The following is a 19,657-nucleotide window of genomic DNA, read 5'->3' on the forward strand; positions in this document are numbered from 1 at the left end:
AGCGAGTATTAGCGTCCTTTCGCCAGGTATTGTTCCATTTCATCCTCCGGCACCATGCCGCCCCCTGTTGCCCACACCAGATGCGTCGCGTTGCCAAGCTGCGTTTGACTGAATCCATGCCTTTGCTGATACGTGGCGGCGCAAATGCGCTGCGGTCCGGCCATCCCCGCCAGAGCTGATGGCTCCAGTCGAATTCCTTCCTCCTGCGCCAGCCAGCCCAGCATGTCATACATTGTTTGATCGTCTAAGGTATAGAGGCCGTCAAGCAGACGCTCCATTGCCCGACCAACAAAGCCCGAAGCGCGACCTACCGCCAGGCCGTCAGCCGCCGTCAGGTTATCAATACCGATATCTTGTACTGAGATGGCATCGTGCAGACCGGTATAAACACCGAGTAACATACAGGGCGAATGGGTCGGTTCGGCAAAGAAACAGTGTACGTTGTCGCCAAACGCCAGTTTCAGGCCAAAGGCGACGCCGCCAGGACCACCGCCAACGCCGCATGGCAGATAAACAAACAGCGGGTGACTGGCGTCAACGACGCGTCCCTGCTGCGCAAATTGCGCTTTCAGGCGCTGACCCGCTACCGCATAGCCCAGAAATAGCGTGCGGGAATTTTCATCGTCGATAAAGAAACAGTTTGGATCGGACTGCGCTGCTTTACGGCCCTGCTCAACCGCCACGCCGTAATCATCTTCGTATTCCACGACCGTCACGCCGTGGCGGCGCAGCTTCGCCTTTTTCCAGGCGCGGGCGTCGGCAGACATATGTACTGTCACTTTAAAACCGATACAGGCGCTCATGATACCGATCGATAACCCCAGATTACCGGTTGAACCGACGGCGATACTGTACTGGCTGAAGAATTGTTTAAATTCCGGCGAAAGCAACACGCTATAGTCATCGTCGGTGGTTAACAGACCCGCCTCCAGCGCCAGTTTTTCCGCGTGTGTTAGCACTTCATAGATGCCGCCACGTGCTTTAATGGAACCAGAGATCGCCAGGTGACTGTCTTTTTTTAACAGCATTTCACCGTCGATCGTTTGTCCATACTCTTTTTCCAGCCGTTTTTGCATGGCCGGAATAGCGACCACGTCAGATTCGATCATTCCGCCAGCGGCGGCGGTTTGCGGAAACGCTTTCGCCAGATACGGCGCAAAGCGCGCCAGACGGTCATGGGCGGCGTTTACGTCCTGCTCCGTCAGGCCGACATACGGTAGCCCTTGTGCAAGAGAGGTGGCGCCCGGGTTAAACCAGGTAGTTTCTTTGAGGGCGACCAGATCCTCGACCAAAGGATACCGGGCGATGAGCTTTTGTATGTTTTCCATAGTACGTCTCTTTACGATCAGATGATAAAGGAAAGCAGGAATGTGCCAGCCAGTGCAACGACCGATGCGATAAAAGTGGCCGTCGTATAGTATTTAAACGTTTCATTCAGCGTAGCGCCGCAATACTGCTTTACTAGCCAGAAAAGGGAATCGGTCACGATTGTGCAGCCAATGGCGCCGGAACCGATGGCAATAGCAATGATCTCCGGGCTGACGTCAGGATAGAGCGGCAGCATTGGCGCAACAATCGCGGTGGCGCCCATCATCGCCACCGTCGCAGAGCCGACCGCCGCGTGCAGAATCAGCGCTACCAGCCACGCCAGCAGAATCGGGTGCATATGCATATTTGAGAGGATCACCGCCAGCGTGTCCGCCAGCCCGCTACTTTTGAGAATGGCGTTGAACGCGCCGCCCGCGCCGATAATCAGCAGGATGTTCGCAATGGCGCCAAAGCCGTTTTCGGTGTGGGTAAGTAGCGCGCTCATACCCATATGCTGGCGCAGACCGAGTATGTAATACGCCACAAAGACAGCGATAAACATCGCGGTGATCGGATTACCGATAAACTCCAGCAGCGTATACAACGTGCCGTCTTTCGCCATATTCAGTTCAGCGACGGTTTTCACCAGCATCAGGCCAATCGGCAGCAGAACGGTAAACAGCGTTGCGCCCAGCGACGGCAGGGTGTTTTCGGCGCGCACTTCAAGATCCGCAAACTCTGTCGGTACGGGCTTAAACGGCAGACGATTACCCAGAAACTTTAAGAACAGCGGGCCGCCGACCAATGATGCCATCAGCCCGACCAGCAGACCGTAGACAATCACCGAGCCGATATCCGCCCCCAGTTTATTTGCGACAAACAGCGCAGCCGGATGCGGCGGTACCACGCAATGGACGGCCATCAGCGCGGTACACAGCGGAATGGCCAGCTTCAGCAGCGAGGTATGGGTTTTTTTAGCGATAGAAAACGCCAGTGGGATGAGCAACACGACGCCCACTTCCACGAACAACGTGATTCCGCAAATCAGCCCCACCAGTACCATGATCACGTCAGCAGAGAGCCAGCGGCAGCGCTGGAGCGTAAGCCCGATGCGTTCCGCCGCGCCGGAAACCTCCATCATTTTGCCGAGGATGGTGCCAAGACCGATAACGGCGGCCAGAAAACCGAGCGTACCGCCTATTCCGCTTTCTATCGCCGTGACCATCTCCAGCGGCCCCATGCCCATCATCGCGCCTACAAAGAAACTGGCGAGCAATAACGCCAGGAAGGGGTGGAATTTAAACTTCACGATGGTCAATACGATTAACACGATGCTTATCAGCAGCGTGCTCACTACCCAGATTTGAGTGTGCATATCTCACCTACCCTGTGATTAATCTGTTCTTATTGGACAGAAAAACAGCACACTCTGACAAACGATATAATTCGCCATTCACATGACACAAATTGAATCAAATGCGTGATTTCTATCTAATATTGTTTTTATTTTGCGATATGGTTCATTTTGCTTCATCTATGTGCGGATTTTTTCAGCGTGTTTTTTTACACTTCGAGAAATTAAAAGATGACTGAGGTTGCCATGGAACCCCTTCGCGATATCCGAAACCGCTTACTCAACGGTTGGCAGTTATCAAAACTCTATACTTTTGAAGTCGCAGCCAGACACCAGTCCTTTGCTCTGGCGGCAGATGAGCTGTCGTTAAGCCCCAGTGCGGTAAGCCATCGTATCAATCAACTGGAAGCCGAGTTGGGAATCCAGCTATTTGTCCGCTCTCACCGTAAAGTGGAGCTTACCCATGAAGGCAAACGGGTATTCTGGGCGCTGAAATCGTCGTTGGATACGTTGAATCAGGAAATCCTCGATATCAAAAATCAGGAACTGTCCGGCACGCTGACCGTATATTCACGCCCCTCTATCGCCCAGTGCTGGCTGGTGCCTGCGCTGGGGGACTTTACCCGTCGCTATCCGTCAATTTCTCTTACCATGCTGACCGGCAATGATAACGTTAACCTACAGCGTGCCGGAATTGACCTGGCTATCTATTTTGACGATGCGCCGTCGGCGCAGCTCACGCATCATTTTTTAATGGATGAGGCGATTCTGCCCGTCTGTAGCCCGGATTACGCCCATCGTTTTGCTTTGCAGGGCAACCTGAACCATCTGCGCCACTGCACGCTCTTACACGACAGACAGGCGTGGAGCAACGATTCGGGCACGGATGAATGGCATAGCTGGGCGCAGCATTTTGCGGTGAATTTGCCGGATTCATCCGGCATTGGTTTCGATCGTTCTGATTTAGCGGTGATTGCCGCGATGAACCACATTGGCGTGGCGATGGGGCGTAAACGGCTGGTGCAAAAGCGTCTCGACAGTGGTGAACTGATTGCACCTTTCGGTGAAATGAGGCTGAAATGCCATCAGCACTATTATGTCACCACTCTGCCTGGCAGACAGTGGCCGAAAATCGAGGCATTTATTCGCTGGTTGCAGGAACAGGTGTGAAGATTTATTACGCTTTGCCGCTACACCTGCCGGGAGAGAATATGCTAAATACGTGCTATCACCGTGGTAAAAATTTTTAGGGGGCGTCGTGTTTAAGCCGCTTATTGCCTCTCTCATGCTGACCAGCGCGGTCGTCTATGCGAAACCGATGCCATTGACGGCGGCGCGCTATGCGCAGCAGCTTGGCATTGGGATGGATGTTGACTGGGCGCGAACGGAACGGGGTATCCGCGAGTTTGATCCGCTGGTAGTGCGGGATTTTAAGGCAAAAGGGTTAACTCATGTCCGTATCCGTGTGGCAGGTGCGCCGACGGAAGCGCGCCTCATCCATTTGCGTAAGCTGGTAGAAGCCTGCGAATACTATGGCATCATTCCCATTATTGCCTATCAGGCGGATGCGTATAAAAACGATCCCAGCGCCAGCCATGAAAAGGAGCTGATCAACTGGTGGAGCGTGGTCGCGCGCTATTTTGGTCAGACATCCCCGCTTCTGGGGTTCGATCTCATTTATGAGCCTGCCGACAAACTCAATCATAATATGGCGTCGCTGAATCGCGTATATGACAAAACCATCCGCCTGATTCACGCTATTGACCCACAGCGTATGATTTTCGTTGCCCCCCGCATGCGTGCCGCGCCGGAGGATTTGCCCGTGCTTAAACTGCCGGCGCAAAGCCAGAACTATGTACTGGCGGAGTGGCATATCTTCCCGTGGGGACCACTGAAAAGCGGCGGTAAATATCCGTGGACGTCAGGCACGACGGCGGAAAAAGCGGCGATTCGGGCGCGGATTAACGCTGCGGTTCGCTGGCAGCATAAGACCGGCCATGCAAGCTGGGTGGGCGGATGGGCGCCGGGAGCGTCAATAAAAATTACGCCGGTCGCTTCACAGTTCGCGTTTGCCCGTTTTATGGCCTGCGAACTGAAAAAAGCGCATATTCCGTATGCGATAAACACGGACACTCAGTTTTACGACGGCGAAGAAGGGGCGTGGCGTCCGGCGCAGGAGCCGCTGCTCAATGCGATAATCACGCCGGAATGTGAAACGCCCGGCAAAAAGCCGGGCGAGGAGGACGTTAAACCGTCTGTCCCTGATGCGAGATCCGTGACGCCAGCGGCAGCCAGCACGCCAGGATCAGCAATCCCATAAGGGTCATCAACAATCCCAGGCTGCCCTGACCGGTTTGCGGCAGCATTGCCGAAAGCCACGCCAGTACGCCGGAACCAATATTTTGCAGCCCGCCGACCAGCGCGCCAGCGGTGCCTGCGAGGAACGGAAAAGGCTCCATTGCGCCGCTGGTGGCCAGTGGAAATAACATCCCGGCGCCGAAGAAAAACAGCGCAGCGGGGATGAGTAGCGTCCAGACGTTCATCACGCCAAACCAGCCGGGAATCCACATCATAAGGCCTGCCAGCAGACAGCAAATAACTGACTGCCACATCAGGGGTGAGAAGCGTTTATTCGGGCGTCCGGCAAACCAGGCGCCGAAGAACGCCGCCGGAATCGGCAGAATAAACAGAATGCTTACCGCCATACTGCTGAGACCTAATACTGCCCCCATCAGTACGCCGGAACAGGCTTCAAAGACCGCAATGCCAGCCAGCCCGCCGATCAGCATCAGCAGGTAACAGTTAAATGCGCCGTTGCCAAACAGTGTTTTATAGCTGGCGATGAGCCGTGTGCGCGGCGCGCCAGCGGGGCGGGTTTCCGGCATCCAGCGCGCCATGCTGAAGGTGACGCCAGCGCAAAGCACCAGCAGGAAAGCGTAACAAGCGCGCCAGCTCCACATGGTGTCCAGTAGACCGCCAATCAGTGGCGCTAACAGCGGGCTGACCAGAATCCCCATATTTAACAGGCTATTGGCGTGACGAAGTTGTGTTCCTTCATACAGATCGCGCGGGAGCGTTCTCGCCATTACTCCGCCAACGCCGGTTCCCATCCCTTGCATGGCGCTGGCGGCAATCAACACCGTCAAACTATGCGTGGTCATGGCGATCAGGGTCGCTACCATAAAAATAGACATGCCGACGAGAATTACCGGGCGACGCCCAACCCGGTCGGAAAGCGGGCCGTAAAACAGTTGCGAGACGCCGTAGGTCAGGAGATAAGCAGCCATTACGCTCTGGACGGCGCCTTCCCGGACGTTTAGCGCTTGTGCCATATCGGCGATGGCGGGAATATAAATGGTTTGCGCCATCTGCCCTACGGCCACCAGTAACACCAACATCAACAACAAATTGACGCTTCTCTGCCTTTTCATTTCGCTGATTACTTTTCAAAAAAAGAAAAAATAAGAATAACTTGCTGCGCATTCCCATAAATTCGAGAGGAATCTACCACACCAGAAAAAGAAGGCCAGACAGCAACCTGCAATGGCAGACGAAGGAACGGCAGGAAATGTAAACAAAAGCGGCAACAAATGTTGCCGAGAATGTGTTACGTCTGCGGCTGTTATTGGGCAATTATGACAGACGGAGTAAAATCGCCCCGAGGGCAATCCCGCCAGCCGCCACCAGACGTAGCCCGGCCACTTTCTCTTTAAGCAGCAGCCAGGCTATCAGCGCGCCGAATAAAATCGACGTCTCACGCAGCGCGGCGACCACCGCCAGCGGCGCCTGGGTCATGGCCCATAGCGCCAGCCCATAAGATCCCATAGTGCCAATCCCGCCAAAAATGCCTTTTTTCCACTGTTGCGCCAGATAACGCGACGCTTCCCGCCGCCGCGCAATCATCGCCCAGGTTAACAGGCAGGCGCCGTTGAGAAAAAATGACCATAGCGTATAGCCCAGCGCCGTTTCGGAGAGTCTTACGCCGGTCCCGTCCACCAGCGTATATCCGGCAATAAAACAGGCGTTAGTTAATGCCAGCACGACACCACGTTGAGAACTGGCGCGGCCATTACAGGCCATCCCAAGTATCGCCATACAGATCACTGCGATGCCGACCCAGGCCATCGACGACAGGCTGTCGCCAAGAAACAGAACGCTAATGAGCGCCACCAGCAGCGGCGCGGTGCCGCGCATAAGAGGATAGGTCTGGCTCATGTCCGAGACCTGATAGGTTTTCGCCACCAGGACGGTATACACCACCTGGAGCGCGGTAGAGGCCGCTAAAAAAGGGATACTGGCGTGAGCTGGCTGCGGCGAGAAGGGCAAAAGGATCAATGCCATGACCGCCGCGGAACCGCTGACGCCGATCGCGGCGTAGAGCTTATCGTTTCCCGCTTTGACAATGGCGTTCCAGCTGGCATGTAGCAGCGCGGCGAACAGCAAAATGCAGAAAACGGAAAGGGTCATAGCGTCAGGCGTCGTTGAGGATGTCATAAAAACGTAACATACCCGGGAAGCGAAAGACCAGCGGATAAGGTGAAAGGGGAGCGGTTGCCCGCTCCCCTTCGGTGCGGCTTGAATCTGAATTACTTAAGGTATTTCAGAACAGCATCAAGCAGTTGCAGTGCTGCAACAATGAGTTTCAGGATAAGAATGGTGATATCCACTACGCTCATACGCGTCTCCTGTGGTTAAGGAGCACTGCCAGCCGACGTACCTTTCCGCTGCCTGTTGCCAGCTGTTGCGCACGCGATCCCTTTTGCGAGGAATAGTGTGCGTGTTGACATAACACAGTGTGCTCACGAGGGGGTTAAGGCGCTGACGGCACCACCCGTTTCAGCCAGGACTTCGTTGCGCCGGTTTACGATGCGGCCCCCGCATAACACATTGTGTCAAAGACATTATAGTTAAGTACTGTATAAATTAACAGTAATTTATAGACAGAACGGAGCTTCTGATCCATACTCAAATTCATCAAAATTCGCGCCGAAATTGCGCGTTCTGCACAGAACGCGTATACTTCTGCTGTTGACATAACACAGTGTGCTTCGCGGCTACCACCCGCATTACGCTGTAAAACCTCGCTTCGGCGAGGTTTTTTGTTTTCAGGCATTTTGAAACGCGTGATCATTAATCCCGGCGATTACCTGAGGGCGCTACGCTTATCAGGCCTATGCTCAAAGTGTGTAAGTTCGTAGAAAAATGTGATCGCTGACGCATTTTTGTGCAGATGAAAATTTTTCCGTTGTCATGCTGAAAGCGCTGTGCTTGTATAAAACGTGTTAATAACAAACAGACAAGGCCCCTAATGAACCCTTCCATGCTGAACGCGACCCTACTAAAAACTGCGCCATCTCGCGCAGTGGTCGTCGTGCGTGTGGTGGTGGTCGTCGGCAATGCGCCGTAGGGTCCGGAACACACACGATTCCAAAACCCCGCCGGCGCAAACCGGGCGGGGTTTTTCGTTTAAGACACCTTCCCGGAACGTCGGCTCAGAATAAAAGGAATGGAGCATGGCAAGTTCGGGCACAACATCCACACCTCAGCGCTTTACGGGCGCGGAATTTATTGTTCATTTTCTGGAGCGCCAGGGGATTCGTATCGTCACCGGCATTCCCGGTGGTTCGATTCTCCCCGTTTACGACGCGTTAAGCCAAAGCACGCAAATCCGTCATATTCTGGCGCGCCACGAACAAGGCGCGGGGTTTATTGCGCAGGGGATGGCGCGAACGGAGGGTAAACCTGCCGTCTGCATGGCTTGTAGCGGGCCGGGCGCGACCAATCTGGTCACGGCCATTGCCGATGCGCGCCTGGATTCCATTCCGTTAATCTGCATTACCGGGCAGGTTCCGGCGTCCATGATCGGTACTGACGCGTTTCAGGAAGTGGATACCTACGGTATCTCTATCCCCATCACCAAGCACAACTATCTGGTCAGAAATATCAATGAGCTGCCTCAGGTGATGAGCGATGCTTTTCGTCTGGCGCAGTCGGGGCGTCCCGGCCCGGTGTGGATAGACGTTCCTAAAGATGTGCAGACGGCGACAATTGAGCTGGATGCGTTGCCGTCGCCGGCGGAAAAATCACCCCCGCCGGATTTTAGCGCGGAGAGTATCCGCGAGGCCGCCGCAATGATTAACGCGGCGAAGCGTCCGGTGCTGTATCTGGGCGGCGGCGTGATCAATGCGCCGACACGCGTGCGCGAACTGGCGGAAAAAGCGCAACTGTCGACGACAATGACCTTAATGGCGCTGGGAATGCTGCCTAAGGCGCATCCGCTGTCGTTAGGAATGCTGGGGATGCACGGCGCGCGCAGTACCAATTTTATTCTGCAAGAGGCCGACTTGCTGATTGTCCTGGGCGCGCGTTTTGATGACCGGGCGATTGGCAAAACGGAGCAGTTTTGTCCGAACGCCAAAATCATCCATGTGGATATCGATCGCGCAGAGTTAGGCAAAATTAAGCAGCCGCATGTGGCTATTCAGGCGGATGTCGATGATGTACTGGCACAGTTAATTCCTCATATCGAAGCACAGCCGCGGGAAGCATGGCATCAGTTGGTTGCGGACTTGCAGCAAGAATTCCCTTGCAGTATTCCCCAGGAAAATAACCCGCTTAGTCACTATGGGCTGATTAATGCGGTCGCCGCCTGTGTGGACGACAACGCGATTATTACCACTGACGTAGGTCAGCATCAGATGTGGACCGCGCAGGCTTATCCGCTCAACCGTCCGCGTCAGTGGCTGACTTCCGGCGGGCTGGGCACCATGGGGTTTGGTCTGCCCGCGGCGATTGGCGCGGCGCTGGCGAATCCGGGCAACAAGGTGCTGTGTTTTTCCGGTGACGGTAGTTTGATGATGAATATTCAGGAGATGGCTACCGCCAGCGAAAACCAGTTGGATGTGAAAATCATCCTGATGAATAACGACGCGCTGGGACTGGTACATCAGCAACAGAGTCTGTTCTATAAACAGGGCGTTTTTGCGGCAACCTATCCGGGAAGCATCAATTTTATGCAGATTGCCGCCGGGTTTGGTCTGGACATCTGTGATTTGAATAACGAAGCCGATCCGCAGGCGGCGTTGCAGGCTATCATCCGTCGTCCGGGACCGGCGTTGATCCACGTGCGTATTGATGCGGAAGAAAAAGTGTATCCGATGGTGCCGCCGGGCGCGGCAAATACAGAGATGGTGGGGGAATAAGCCATGCAGAAACAATCACATGAGAACGTTATTCTGGAGCTGACCGTTCGCAACCATCCTGGCGTGATGACCCACGTCTGCGGGCTGTTCGCCCGACGCGCTTTCAACGTTGAGGGCATTCTCTGTTTACCGATTCAGGGTAGCGATCAGAGCCGCATCTGGCTTCTGGTCAATGACGATCAGCGGCTTGAACAGATGATAAGCCAGATCGATAAACTGGAAGACGTGGCGAAGGTGGTACGAAACCAGTCCGATCCCACCATGTTCAATAAAATTGCTGTCTTTTTTGAGTAAGTTATTCACTTTCCGAATCAGGCGTGATGACTTTGACGGAACCATTCCGACAGTGAACGGCATAATCTGTCGGTAATGGGCGATCGCTAATCAGGACATCAAAAGCAGAAAGCGGACCAATGCTGGCAGGTGCGACCTCATCAAACAGGGCGTGACGCGCCAGCAAAATTTTACGCAGACCGCGCTCCATCGCTTTACGTTTGGCGGCAAGATCATCCGGGTTAAACCAGCTCACGCCAAAATGTTCATGTACGCCGCTGGCGGAAATAAACACTTTGCGCGGATTGAGCGAGTCCAGCACCGAAGGATTATTGGCATCATAAAAGGCATCGCTCTTGGCCCGATAAGTGCCGCCGCACAGAATCGCCGTGGCATTAGGCTTTTCATTAAGCGCGATAAATACCCGATGTGAGTAGCAAATCCCGGTAAAGGTAATATCATCCGGTATCATGCTGATGACTAATGGCATTTCTGGACCGTTATCAAAAAAAACCAGATCGTTTTCACGCACCAGACCGGCGGCCAGGATCGCAACGGGAAGGTCGTCCCGATGATGCGTCTTTTTCGCCGGCAGCGGCGTATTGGTTGAAGACGTAGGTTTATTTACCATGACGATATAGCCGCCGAGTAGCGTCAGCGGTAAAGGGTCATCATCCTGGCTGAGATCGCGGCGAATGGTCATCACCGAAACTTCCAGCATCCGCGCGGCGTCTTTCAGATGGATTCGATCAGTCTTTTTCAGTAACTCCATCAAGCGTCGGATACGTTCTTTTTGCTTGGTCTCCATTCACCCTCTCCGCAAATCATGTTGTTATGTTTCTTCAGTAACATTTATGTGTTTCTGAGAACATTACAGTGTGGCACTACTATACGTCTGGCTGTCAGGAAATAAAAGCGGGTTTATTCGCGTTTTTAAACAATAAATAGTTAATTTTCAGTGAATTGTAACAATAAAAATGATTTGGCACGCGTATGTTTTGCCTGGGGTTGTTCACGAAATAAACGGCAAAATGATCCTCTATTCGCGATCATAGTCACAAATGATACGGAAATAACATGATAATGTTATTTTAATATCATTGTCGTGTGACGATTTCTGAGAGGGAGTAAAATGGATATCGCGGTTATTGGCTCTAACATGGTGGACCTTATCACCTACACCAACCAGATGCCCAAAGAAGGGGAAACTCTGGAAGCGCCGGCGTTTAAAATCGGCTGCGGCGGAAAAGGGGCGAACCAGGCCGTGGCGGCCGCTAAGCTCAATTCAAAAGTATTGATGTTGACCAAAGTGGGCGACGATATTTTTGCCGACAACACCATTCGTAATCTCGAATCCTGGGGGATCAACACGACGTATGTAGAAAAAGTACCGTGTACCAGCAGTGGAGTAGCACCGATTTTCGTCAACGCCAACTCCAGCAACAGCATTTTGATCATCAAAGGCGCCAACAAGTTTCTCTCGCCGGAAGATATCGATCGCGCGGCGGAAGATTTAAAAAAATGCCAGCTTATTGTTCTGCAACTGGAAGTTCAGCTTGAAACGGTTTATCACGCCATAGAATTTGGCAAGAAACACGGGATTGAAGTGTTATTAAACCCTGCGCCAGCATTACGGGAATTAGATATGTCTTATGCCTGTAAATGCGATTTCTTTGTACCTAATGAAACTGAACTGGAAATATTAACGGGGATGCCGGTTGATTCCTGCGATCGTATTCGCGCGGCGGCGCGTTCACTGGTGGATAAAGGGCTGAACAATATTATTGTCACGATGGGCGAAAAAGGCGCGCTATGGATGACGCGTGACCAGGAAGTACACGTTCCGGCGTTTAACGTCAATGCTGTTGATACCAGCGGCGCGGGCGATGCCTTTATCGGCTGTTTCGCGCATTACTATGTCCAGAGCGGGGATGTGGAAGCCGCCATGAAAAAAGCCGTCCTCTTTGCCGCTTTCAGCGTCACCGGGAAAGGCACCCAATCCTCTTATCCAAGCATTGAGCAATTTAATGAGTATCTTTTGTTGAACGAATAACAATCACCCTGCACTGTTAAAGGTAGCACTATGAACGATAAAAACATCGTTCAGATGCCCGATGGGTATCTGAATAAGACACCTCTGTTCCAGTTTATTTTGTTATCCTGTTTATTCCCATTATGGGGATGCGCAGCCGCGTTAAATGATATTCTGATTACGCAATTTAAAAGTGTATTTTCGCTGAGCAACTTTGCTTCGGCATTAGTACAAAGCGCCTTTTATGGCGGTTATTTTTTAATTGCTATTCCGGCCTCGCTGGTCATTAAAAAAACCAGTTATAAAGTGGCGATACTTATCGGCCTGACGCTGTACATTGTCGGCTGTACGCTCTTTTTCCCGGCGTCGCACATGGCGACTTACACCATGTTCCTCGCGGCGATTTTCGCCATTGCGATTGGCCTGAGTTTCCTGGAAACGGCGGCGAATACCTACAGTTCTATGATCGGGCCAAAAGCCTACGCAACGCTGCGGCTGAATATCAGCCAGACCTTTTATCCGATCGGCGCGGCGGCAGGAATTTTATTGGGTAAATATCTGGTCTTTTCCGAAGGGGAAAGCCTGGAAAAACAGATGGCGGGCATGAATGCCGAGCAAGTCCACAACTTCAAGGTGCTGATGCTGGAAAACACTCTGGAACCCTATAAGTACATGATTATGGTTCTGGTGGTGGTGATGGTACTGTTCCTGCTGACGCGTTTCCCGACCTGTAAAGTCGCGCAAACCGCGAGTCATAAACGCCCCTCGGCGCTGGATACGCTACGCTATCTCGCCAGCAACGCCCGTTTCCGTCGCGGTATTGTGGCGCAGTTCCTGTATGTGGGAATGCAGGTGGCGGTATGGTCGTTCACTATCCGTCTGGCGCTGGAGTTAGGCGATATCAATGAGCGCGATGCTTCTACCTTTATGGTCTACAGCTTCGCCTGCTTCTTTATCGGCAAGTTTATCGCCAACATTCTGATGACGCGCTTTAACCCGGAAAAAGTCCTGATTCTTTACTCTGTTATCGGCGCGCTGTTCCTGGCCTACGTGGCGCTGGCGCCAAGCTTTAGCGCGGTATACGTGGCGGTGTTGGTCAGCGTCCTGTTTGGCCCCTGCTGGGCGACCATTTATGCCGGAACGCTCGATACCGTCGATAACGAACATACCGAAATGGCGGGGGCAGTCATCGTGATGGCGATTGTCGGCGCGGCGGTGGTTCCCGCGATTCAGGGCTACGTGGCGGACATGTTCCACTCGCTACAGCTCTCATTCCTGGTTTCCATGCTGTGCTTTGTTTACGTTGGCGTTTACTTCTGGCGCGAAAGCAAAGTGCGCGGCAACCTAGCTGAAGTCGCAGCGTCCTGAGGAGATCAACCATGACAACACGTATTACATTATGGCGGGAGCTTTTTAGCGAGCAGCCGCGTATCTTGCTGGAAAATGACGATTTTACAGTTACGGCATTTCGTTACGCCAGCGGCGTGGAAGGACTGAAAATACAAAACAGCCGCGGTCATCTGGTGATTCTACCCTGGATGGGGCAGATGATTTGGGACGCACAGCTTGATGGTCATGACCTGACTATGCGCAACATGTTCCGCCAGCCGAAACCGGCTGCGGAGGTGGTGGCGACGTATGGTTGCTTTGCTTTCCATTCCGGACTATTGGCCAACGGCTGTCCGTCGCCGGAAGATACACATTCGCTGCACGGCGAGATGCCCTGTGCTGCCATGGACGACGCCTGGCTGGAGTTAGAGGACGACAGTCTGCGCGTGACCGGTCGCTACGAGTATGTGATGGGGTTCGGTCATCATTATCAGGCGCAACCTGCGGTGGTAATGCGTAAAGCAAGCGCGCTGTTTGATATTCAGATGACAGTGACTAACCTGGCTTCAGTCGCCATGCCGCTACAGTACATGTGCCACATGAACTATGCCTATGTGCCGAACGCCACGTTCCGTCAGAATATCCCGGATACCGCGCTGAAGCTACGCGAGTCGGTGCCGGCGCATGTCAAACCCACGGCGCAGTGGCTGGCGTTTAATCAACAACTTTTGCAGGGTGAAGCCTCGCTGGCAACGCTCAACGAGCCTGGCTTTTACGACCCGGAAATCGTGTTCTTTGCCGATGAACTGGACAGGTACACGGATACCCCGGAATTCAGTATGATCGCCCCGGATGGCACCACGTTCGTGACACGTTTCGCCAGCGCGGAGCTGAATTACGTGACCCGTTGGATTCTTTATAACGGCGATCAGCAGGTTGCCGCCTTTGCCCTGCCCGCGACCTGTCGACCTGAAGGTTTTCTCGCGGCGCAGCGAAATGGAACCTTGCTTCAACTGGAACCGCAGCAAACCCGGACATTTACCGTCACAACAGGCATTGTCTGACCGCTCAAGGCTTGAACAGCCGCGCGCTTATCGTTAAGGTAAGCGCGTTTTTTTTACCCATCAGGACAGAACCCATGATCACCGTTGCCCTTATCGACGACCACCTTATCGTCCGCTCCGGCTTTGCACAGCTACTGGGGATGGAACCTGATTTGCAGGTGGTCGCCGAGTTTGGTTCCGGGCGCGAAGCGTTGGCAGGCTTACCGGGGCGCGGCGTACAGGTGTGTATCTGCGATATCTCGATGCCGGATATTTCCGGACTGGAGTTGCTAAGCCAACTGCCAAAAGGGATGGCGACGATCATGCTCTCGGTTCACGACAGCCCGGCGCTGGTGGAACAGGCGTTGAACGCCGGCGCGCGCGGTTTTCTCTCTAAACGCTGTAGTCCGGATGAGCTGATCGCCGCCGTGCATACGGTGGCGACGGGCGGCTGCTATTTGACCCCCGATATTGCCGTGAAACTGGCGGCAGGTCGGCAAGATCCGCTGACCAAACGCGAGCGTCAGGTGGCGGAAAAGCTCGCCCAGGGTATGGCGGTAAAAGAGATTGCCGCCGAGCTGGGACTGTCGCCAAAAACGGTGCATGTTCACCGCGCGAATCTGCTGGAAAAATTAGGCGTCAGCAACGATGTTGAACTGGCGCATCGCATGTTTGACGGTTGGTAATGAACACCTTTTTTTCCCGTTTAATCACCGTTGTTGCCTGCTTTTTTATCTTCTCCGCCGCGTGGTTCTGCCTGTGGAGCATCAGCCTGCATCTGGTAGAACGCCCGGAGCTGGCGGCGCTACTCTTTCCCTTCGGCCTGCGCCTGGGACTTATGCTGCAATGCCCGCGCGGCTACTGGCCAGTATTGCTGGGCGCGGAGTGGCTGCTGGTGTACTGGTTGGCGCAGGAAGTCGCGCTGGTCCATCTGCCGCTTTTGATGCTCGGTAGTTTGTTGACGCTACTGCCCGTGGCGCTGACCTCGCGTTACCGCCATCAGCGCGACTGGCGCACGTTATTGCTTCAGGGCGCTGCCCTCACCGCCGCGGCGCTACTGCAATCCCTGCCCTGGCTGGGGCAGGGGGAAGCGGCATGGAACGCGCTACTGCTGACCCTCACCGGCGGTCTGACGCTGGCCCCCATCTGCCTGGTCTTCTGGCACTATCTTACCAGTACCACCTGGCTACCGCTGGGACCGTCGCTGGTGTCGCAGCCGGTAAACTGGCGCGGGCGGCATCTGATCTGGTATCTGCTGCTGTTTATCATCAGCTTGTGGCTGCAACTGGGTTTACCTGCTGAGCTTTCGCGCTTCACGCCGTTCTGCCTGGCGTTGCCGATTATCGCACTCGCCTGGCATTATGGCTGGCAGGGCGCGCTCATTGCCACACTGATGAACGCTATCGCGCTGATCGCCAGCCAGACCTGGCACGATCATCCCGTCGATTTATTACTTTCGCTGTTGGCGCAAAGCCTGACCGGGCTAATGCTTGGCGCGGGCATTCAGCGCCTACGCGAGCTGAACCAGTCGTTGCAAAAGGAGCTGGCGCGCAACCATCGGCTGGCGGAGCGTCTGCTGGAGACCGAAGAGAGCGTGCGGCGCGATGTTGCACGTGAGCTGCACGATGACATCGGGCAGACCATCACCGCGATTCGTACCCAGGCGGGCATTGTACAACGGCTGGCGGCGGATAACGGCGGCGTGAAGCAGAGCGGGCAACTTATCGAGCAGCTTTCGCTGGGCGTGTATGACGCCGTGCGTCGCCTGCTGGGGCGCTTGCGCCCGCGCCAGTTAGACGACTTAACGCTGGCGCAGGCCATCCGCTCGCTGTTGCGCGAAATGGAACTGGAAAGCCACGGTATTGTCAGCCACCTCGACTGGCGAATTGACGAAACGGCGCTGAGCGAAAGTCAGCGCGTGACGCTGTTTCGCGTCTGTCAGGAAGGGCTGAATAACATCGTAAAACATGCCAATGCCAGCGCGGTGACGTTACAGGGCTGGCAACAGGATGAGCGGCTGATGCTGGTGATTGAGGATGACGGCAGCGGCCTGCCACCGGGCTCTCACCAGCAGGGCTTCGGCCTGACCGGAATGCGCGAACGCGTGTCGGCGCTCGGCGGGACGCTAACCATCTCTTGTACCCACGGTACGCGGATGAGCGTCTCGTTGCCCCAGCGTTACGTTTAAGGAAGGATAATGTTTTCGTTTTTAAAAGCTCCGGCCAACGCGCCGCTCATCACCGATAAGCACGAGGTTGACGCCCGCTACCGCTACTGGCGGCGGCACATCCTGATCACCATTTGGTTGGGTTACGCGCTGTTCTATTTCACCCGTAAAAGCTTTAGCGCCGCCGCGCCGGAAATCCTTGCCAGCGGCATTCTGACCCGCAGCGATATCGGCCTGCTGGCGACGCTGTTTTACATCACCTACGGGGTGTCGAAATTTGTTTCCGGCATCGTTAGCGATCGCTCTAACGCCCGCTATTTTATGGGCATTGGGCTGATTGCGACCGGCGTAGTGAATATTCTGTTCGGCTTCTCGACCTCGCTGTGGGCCTTTGCTCTGCTATGGGCGTTGAACGCCTTTTTCCAGGGGGTTGGATCGCCGGTTTGTGCCCGTTTGCTGACCGCCTGGTACTCGCGCACCGAGCGCGGCGGCTGGTGGGCGTTATGGAACACCGCGCACAATGTCGGCGGGGCGCTGATCCCTCTCGTCATGGCCGCTGTCGCCCTGCATTATGGCTGGCGCGCCGGGATGATGGTGGCCGGATTGCTTGCCATCGGGGTGGGCATGGTACTTTGCTGGCGGCTGCGCGACCGTCCGCAGGCGATTGGTTTACCGCCGGTAGGCGACTGGCGGCACGATGCGCTGGAGGTCGCCCAACAGCAAGAGGGTGCGGGGCTGAGCCGCAAAGAAATCCTCGCTAAATATGTGCTGTTGAATCCCTATATCTGGCTGCTTTCGCTGTGTTATGTCTTAGTGTACGTGGTACGCGCGGCGATTAACGACTGGGGCAACCTGTATATGTCCGAGACGCTGGGCGTGGATTTGGTGACGGCCAACACGGCAGTATCGATGTTTGAGTTGGGCGGATTTATCGGCGCGCTGGTGGCGGGCTGGGGCTCGGACAAACTCTTCAACGGCAACCGCGGACCGATGAATTTAATCTTTGCCGCCGGGATTTTGCTCTCCGTGGGTTCGCTGTGGCTGATGCCGTTCGCCAGCTACGTAATGCAGGCGGCCTGTTTCTTCACCACCGGTTTCTTTGTCTTCGGCCCGCAGATGCTCATTGGCATGGCGGCGGCGGAGTGCTCGCATAAAGAGGCGGCGGGCGCGGCCACCGGCTTTGTCGGCCTGTTCGCCTATCTCGGCGCGTCACTTTCCGGCTGGCCGTTAGCGAAAGTGCTGGAGATCTGGCACTGGACCGGTTTTTTCGCGGTCATTGCCATCGCGGCAGGAATCTCTGCGCTATTGCTGCTGCCATTTTTGAACGCCCAGGCCCCACGCGAGACCAGCGAAGCGTGATGCACCTCACCTTTTTGCGCTAAATGGGGCAAAACTAAGAAATTTTCCCGGTTTTGCCTGGACGCTGTCGCAGGCCACTTTTCCTGTGGATTTTTACAATGCCTGCCATTCGCAGGTATAAAAATTAGCTCAGGAGTAATCCATGCTGGCCTTCTTAAACCAGGTGCGCAAGCCGACCCTGGATCTGCCGCTCGATGTGCGGCGTAAAATGTGGTTCAAGCCGTTCATGCAGTCCTATCTGGTGGTTTTTATCGGCTACCTGACCATGTACCTGATCCGCAAAAACTTTAACATCGCGCAGAACGACATGATCTCTACCTACGGGTTGAGCATGACTGAGCTGGGGATGATTGGCCTGGGCTTCTCGATTACCTACGGCGTGGGGAAAACGCTGGTTTCCTACTACGCTGACGGTAAAAATACCAAGCAGTTTCTACCGTTTATGTTGATCCTCTCCGCTATCTGTATGCTCGGTTTCAGCGCCAGCATGGGCGCGGGGTCAACCAGTCTGTTTCTGATGATCGCTTTCTATGCCCTGAGCGGTTTCTTCCAGAGTACCGGCGGATCGTGCAGCTACTCGACCATCACCCAATGGACTCCGCGTCGTAAACGCGGCACTTTTCTCGGCTTCTGGAATATCTCCCACAACCTCGGTGGCGCGGGTGCGGCAGGCGTGGCGCTGTTCGGCGCCAACTACCTGTTCGACGGTCACGTCATCGGCATGTTTATCTTCCCGTCGATTATCGCGCTGATTGTTGGCTTTATCGGTCTGCGTTTTGGCAGCGACTCCCCGGAATCTTACGGTTTGGGTAAAGCTGAAGAACTGTTCGGCGAAGAGATCAGTGAAGAGGATAAAGAGACCGAAGAAAACGAAATGACCAAGTGGCAGATCTTTGTTGAATACGTGTTGAAAAACAAAGTGATCTGGCTGCTGTGCTTCTCCAACATCTTCCTGTATGTGGTGCGTATTGGTATCGACCAGTGGTCAACCGTCTACGCTTTCCAGGAACTGAAACTTTCTAAAGAGGTGGCGATTCAGGGCTTTACCTTGTTTGAGGTGGGCGCGCTGGTCGGCACGTTGCTGTGGGGCTGGCTCTCTGACCTGGCGAACGGCCGCCGCGCGCTGGTAGCTTGTGTGGCGCTGGCATTGATCATCGCCACCCTCGGCGTCTACCAGCACGCCAGCAACCAGTACATCTATCTGGCCTCGCTGTTCGCGCTCGGTTTCCTGGTGTTTGGGCCGCAGCTATTAATTGGCGTGGCGGCAGTCGGTTTCGTACCGAAAAAAGCTATTGGCGCTGCAGACGGTATTAAGGGAACCTTCGCTTATCTTATCGGCGATAGCTTTGCCAAGCTGGGTCTGGGCATGATTGCCGACGGCACGCCAGTTTTTGGTCTGACCGGCTGGGCGGGTACCTTCGCCGCGCTGGACGCCGCTGCGATCGGCTGTATCTGCCTGATGGCGATGGTCGCCGTGATGGAAGAGCGAAAAATCCGCCGTGAGAAAAAAATTCAGCAAGTCAATATCGCTTAAATGTGTGCATTTGGTAACGTTTTGCCCGGTTTAACACCGGGCTTTTTTATGCCTTG

General features: G+C 54.5%; 18 protein-coding genes and 1 pseudogene. 12 read left to right on the forward strand and 7 right to left on the reverse strand.

Annotated features, from left to right (window positions below; translation table 11 throughout):
- Positions 1–8 precede the first annotated feature (8 nt).
- Both dsdA and dsdX read right to left on the reverse strand, forming a co-directional pair.
- Entirely contained in the window at positions 9–1,328 is a 1,320-nt protein-coding gene (gene dsdA, locus ACE15A_RS00190) for a D-serine ammonia-lyase (RefSeq protein ID WP_053509262.1), read from the reverse strand.
- A gap of 17 nt (positions 1,329–1,345) precedes the next feature.
- Complete coding sequence (gene dsdX / locus ACE15A_RS00195) at positions 1,346–2,683, reverse strand: D-serine transporter DsdX (protein ID WP_023247238.1); 1,338 nt, start codon at positions 2,681–2,683, stop codon at positions 1,346–1,348.
- A 225-nt stretch (positions 2,684–2,908) separates the two neighbouring features.
- On the opposite strand from dsdX, the gene dsdC reads away from it, so the two are divergent.
- Both dsdC and ACE15A_RS00205 read left to right on the forward strand, forming a co-directional pair.
- The gene (gene dsdC, locus ACE15A_RS00200) at positions 2,909–3,832 is read left to right on the forward strand and encodes a DNA-binding transcriptional regulator DsdC (RefSeq protein WP_053509381.1); all 924 of its coding nucleotides are present in this window, start codon (positions 2,909–2,911) and stop codon (positions 3,830–3,832) included.
- 115 nt (positions 3,833–3,947) lie between these two features.
- Complete coding sequence (locus ACE15A_RS00205; RefSeq protein WP_044136171.1) at positions 3,948–4,982, forward strand: cellulase family glycosylhydrolase; 1,035 nt, start codon at positions 3,948–3,950, stop codon at positions 4,980–4,982.
- On the opposite strand, the gene emrD is transcribed toward ACE15A_RS00205, so the two are convergent.
- The 4 genes and pseudogenes from emrD to ACE15A_RS00225 all read right to left on the reverse strand — a co-directional run bounded on the left by emrD (position 4,909) and on the right by ACE15A_RS00225 (position 7,449).
- Positions 4,909–6,093 carry a multidrug efflux MFS transporter EmrD gene (gene emrD / locus ACE15A_RS00210; RefSeq protein ID WP_053509264.1) on the reverse strand — a complete coding sequence of 395 codons (1,185 nt, stop codon included), beginning with the start codon at positions 6,091–6,093 and terminating at the stop codon, positions 4,909–4,911. The genes ACE15A_RS00205 and emrD overlap by 74 nt on opposite strands.
- 202 nt (positions 6,094–6,295) lie before the next feature.
- Positions 6,296–7,156 carry a DMT family transporter gene (locus tag ACE15A_RS00215; protein WP_072158709.1) on the reverse strand — a complete coding sequence of 287 codons (861 nt, stop codon included), beginning with the start codon at positions 7,154–7,156 and terminating at the stop codon, positions 6,296–6,298.
- Positions 7,157–7,248: 92 nt separating this feature from the next.
- Positions 7,249–7,338, reverse strand: a complete 90-nt coding sequence (gene tisB / locus ACE15A_RS00220; protein WP_000117642.1) for a type I toxin-antitoxin system toxin TisB — start codon at positions 7,336–7,338, stop codon at positions 7,249–7,251.
- Positions 7,335–7,449, reverse strand: a pseudogene (locus ACE15A_RS00225) (hypothetical protein). The gene tisB and the pseudogene ACE15A_RS00225 overlap by 4 nt, the downstream one beginning before the upstream one ends.
- Before the next feature lie 521 nt (positions 7,450–7,970).
- Between ACE15A_RS00225 and ivbL the strand changes: the two are divergent.
- The 3 genes from ivbL (at position 7,971) to ilvN (ending at position 10,158) form a co-directional block, all read left to right on the forward strand.
- A complete protein-coding gene (gene ivbL, locus ACE15A_RS00230; RefSeq protein ID WP_024134875.1) occupies positions 7,971–8,069 on the forward strand; it encodes an ilvB operon leader peptide IvbL in 99 nt (32 codons plus the stop codon).
- Positions 8,070–8,175: 106 nt separating this feature from the next.
- Positions 8,176–9,864, forward strand: coding sequence for an acetolactate synthase large subunit (ilvB, locus tag ACE15A_RS00235; RefSeq protein ID WP_053509268.1), 1,689 nt, complete (start codon positions 8,176–8,178; stop codon positions 9,862–9,864).
- A gap of 3 nt (positions 9,865–9,867) precedes the next feature.
- On the forward strand, positions 9,868–10,158 hold the full coding sequence (gene ilvN, locus ACE15A_RS00240; RefSeq protein ID WP_001171828.1) for an acetolactate synthase small subunit: 291 nt from the start codon (positions 9,868–9,870) through the stop codon (positions 10,156–10,158).
- A 1-nt stretch (position 10,159) separates the two neighbouring features.
- Here ilvN and ACE15A_RS00245 read toward each other — a convergent pair whose 3' ends face one another.
- Positions 10,160–10,945: a DeoR family transcriptional regulator gene (locus ACE15A_RS00245; protein ID WP_023247247.1), complete on the reverse strand. Its 786-nt coding sequence runs from the start codon at positions 10,943–10,945 to the stop codon at positions 10,160–10,162.
- Positions 10,946–11,269: 324 nt separating this feature from the next.
- Between ACE15A_RS00245 and rbsK the strand changes: the two genes are divergently transcribed.
- The 7 genes from rbsK to uhpT all read left to right on the forward strand — a co-directional run bounded on the left by rbsK (position 11,270) and on the right by uhpT (position 19,601).
- Entirely contained in the window at positions 11,270–12,190 is a 921-nt protein-coding gene (rbsK, locus tag ACE15A_RS00250; RefSeq protein ID WP_023247248.1) for a ribokinase, read from the forward strand.
- A gap of 30 nt (positions 12,191–12,220) precedes the next feature.
- Positions 12,221–13,537 carry an L-fucose:H+ symporter permease gene (gene fucP, locus ACE15A_RS00255; RefSeq protein WP_000998359.1) on the forward strand — a complete coding sequence of 439 codons (1,317 nt, stop codon included), beginning with the start codon at positions 12,221–12,223 and terminating at the stop codon, positions 13,535–13,537.
- 11 nt (positions 13,538–13,548) lie between these two features.
- Positions 13,549–14,562: an aldose 1-epimerase family protein gene (locus ACE15A_RS00260; protein WP_053509270.1), complete on the forward strand. Its 1,014-nt coding sequence runs from the start codon at positions 13,549–13,551 to the stop codon at positions 14,560–14,562.
- A gap of 74 nt (positions 14,563–14,636) precedes the next feature.
- A complete protein-coding gene (gene uhpA / locus ACE15A_RS00265; protein ID WP_000633682.1) occupies positions 14,637–15,227 on the forward strand; it encodes a transcriptional regulator UhpA in 591 nt (196 codons plus the stop codon).
- The gene (uhpB, locus tag ACE15A_RS00270) at positions 15,227–16,729 is read left to right on the forward strand and encodes a signal transduction histidine-protein kinase/phosphatase UhpB (protein ID WP_053509273.1); all 1,503 of its coding nucleotides are present in this window, start codon (positions 15,227–15,229) and stop codon (positions 16,727–16,729) included. The genes uhpA and uhpB overlap by 1 nt, the downstream gene beginning before the upstream one ends.
- Before the next feature lie 9 nt (positions 16,730–16,738).
- Entirely contained in the window at positions 16,739–18,067 is a 1,329-nt protein-coding gene (locus ACE15A_RS00275; protein ID WP_053509275.1) for an MFS transporter, read from the forward strand.
- A gap of 142 nt (positions 18,068–18,209) precedes the next feature.
- A complete protein-coding gene (uhpT, locus tag ACE15A_RS00280; RefSeq protein WP_129382336.1) occupies positions 18,210–19,601 on the forward strand; it encodes a hexose-6-phosphate:phosphate antiporter in 1,392 nt (463 codons plus the stop codon).
- Positions 19,602–19,657 lie beyond the last annotated feature (56 nt).

It is taken from the genome of Salmonella sp. HY31 (assembly GCF_042604575.1).
GTDB classification, from domain to species: Bacteria; Pseudomonadota; Gammaproteobacteria; order Enterobacterales; family Enterobacteriaceae; genus Salmonella; species Salmonella diarizonae.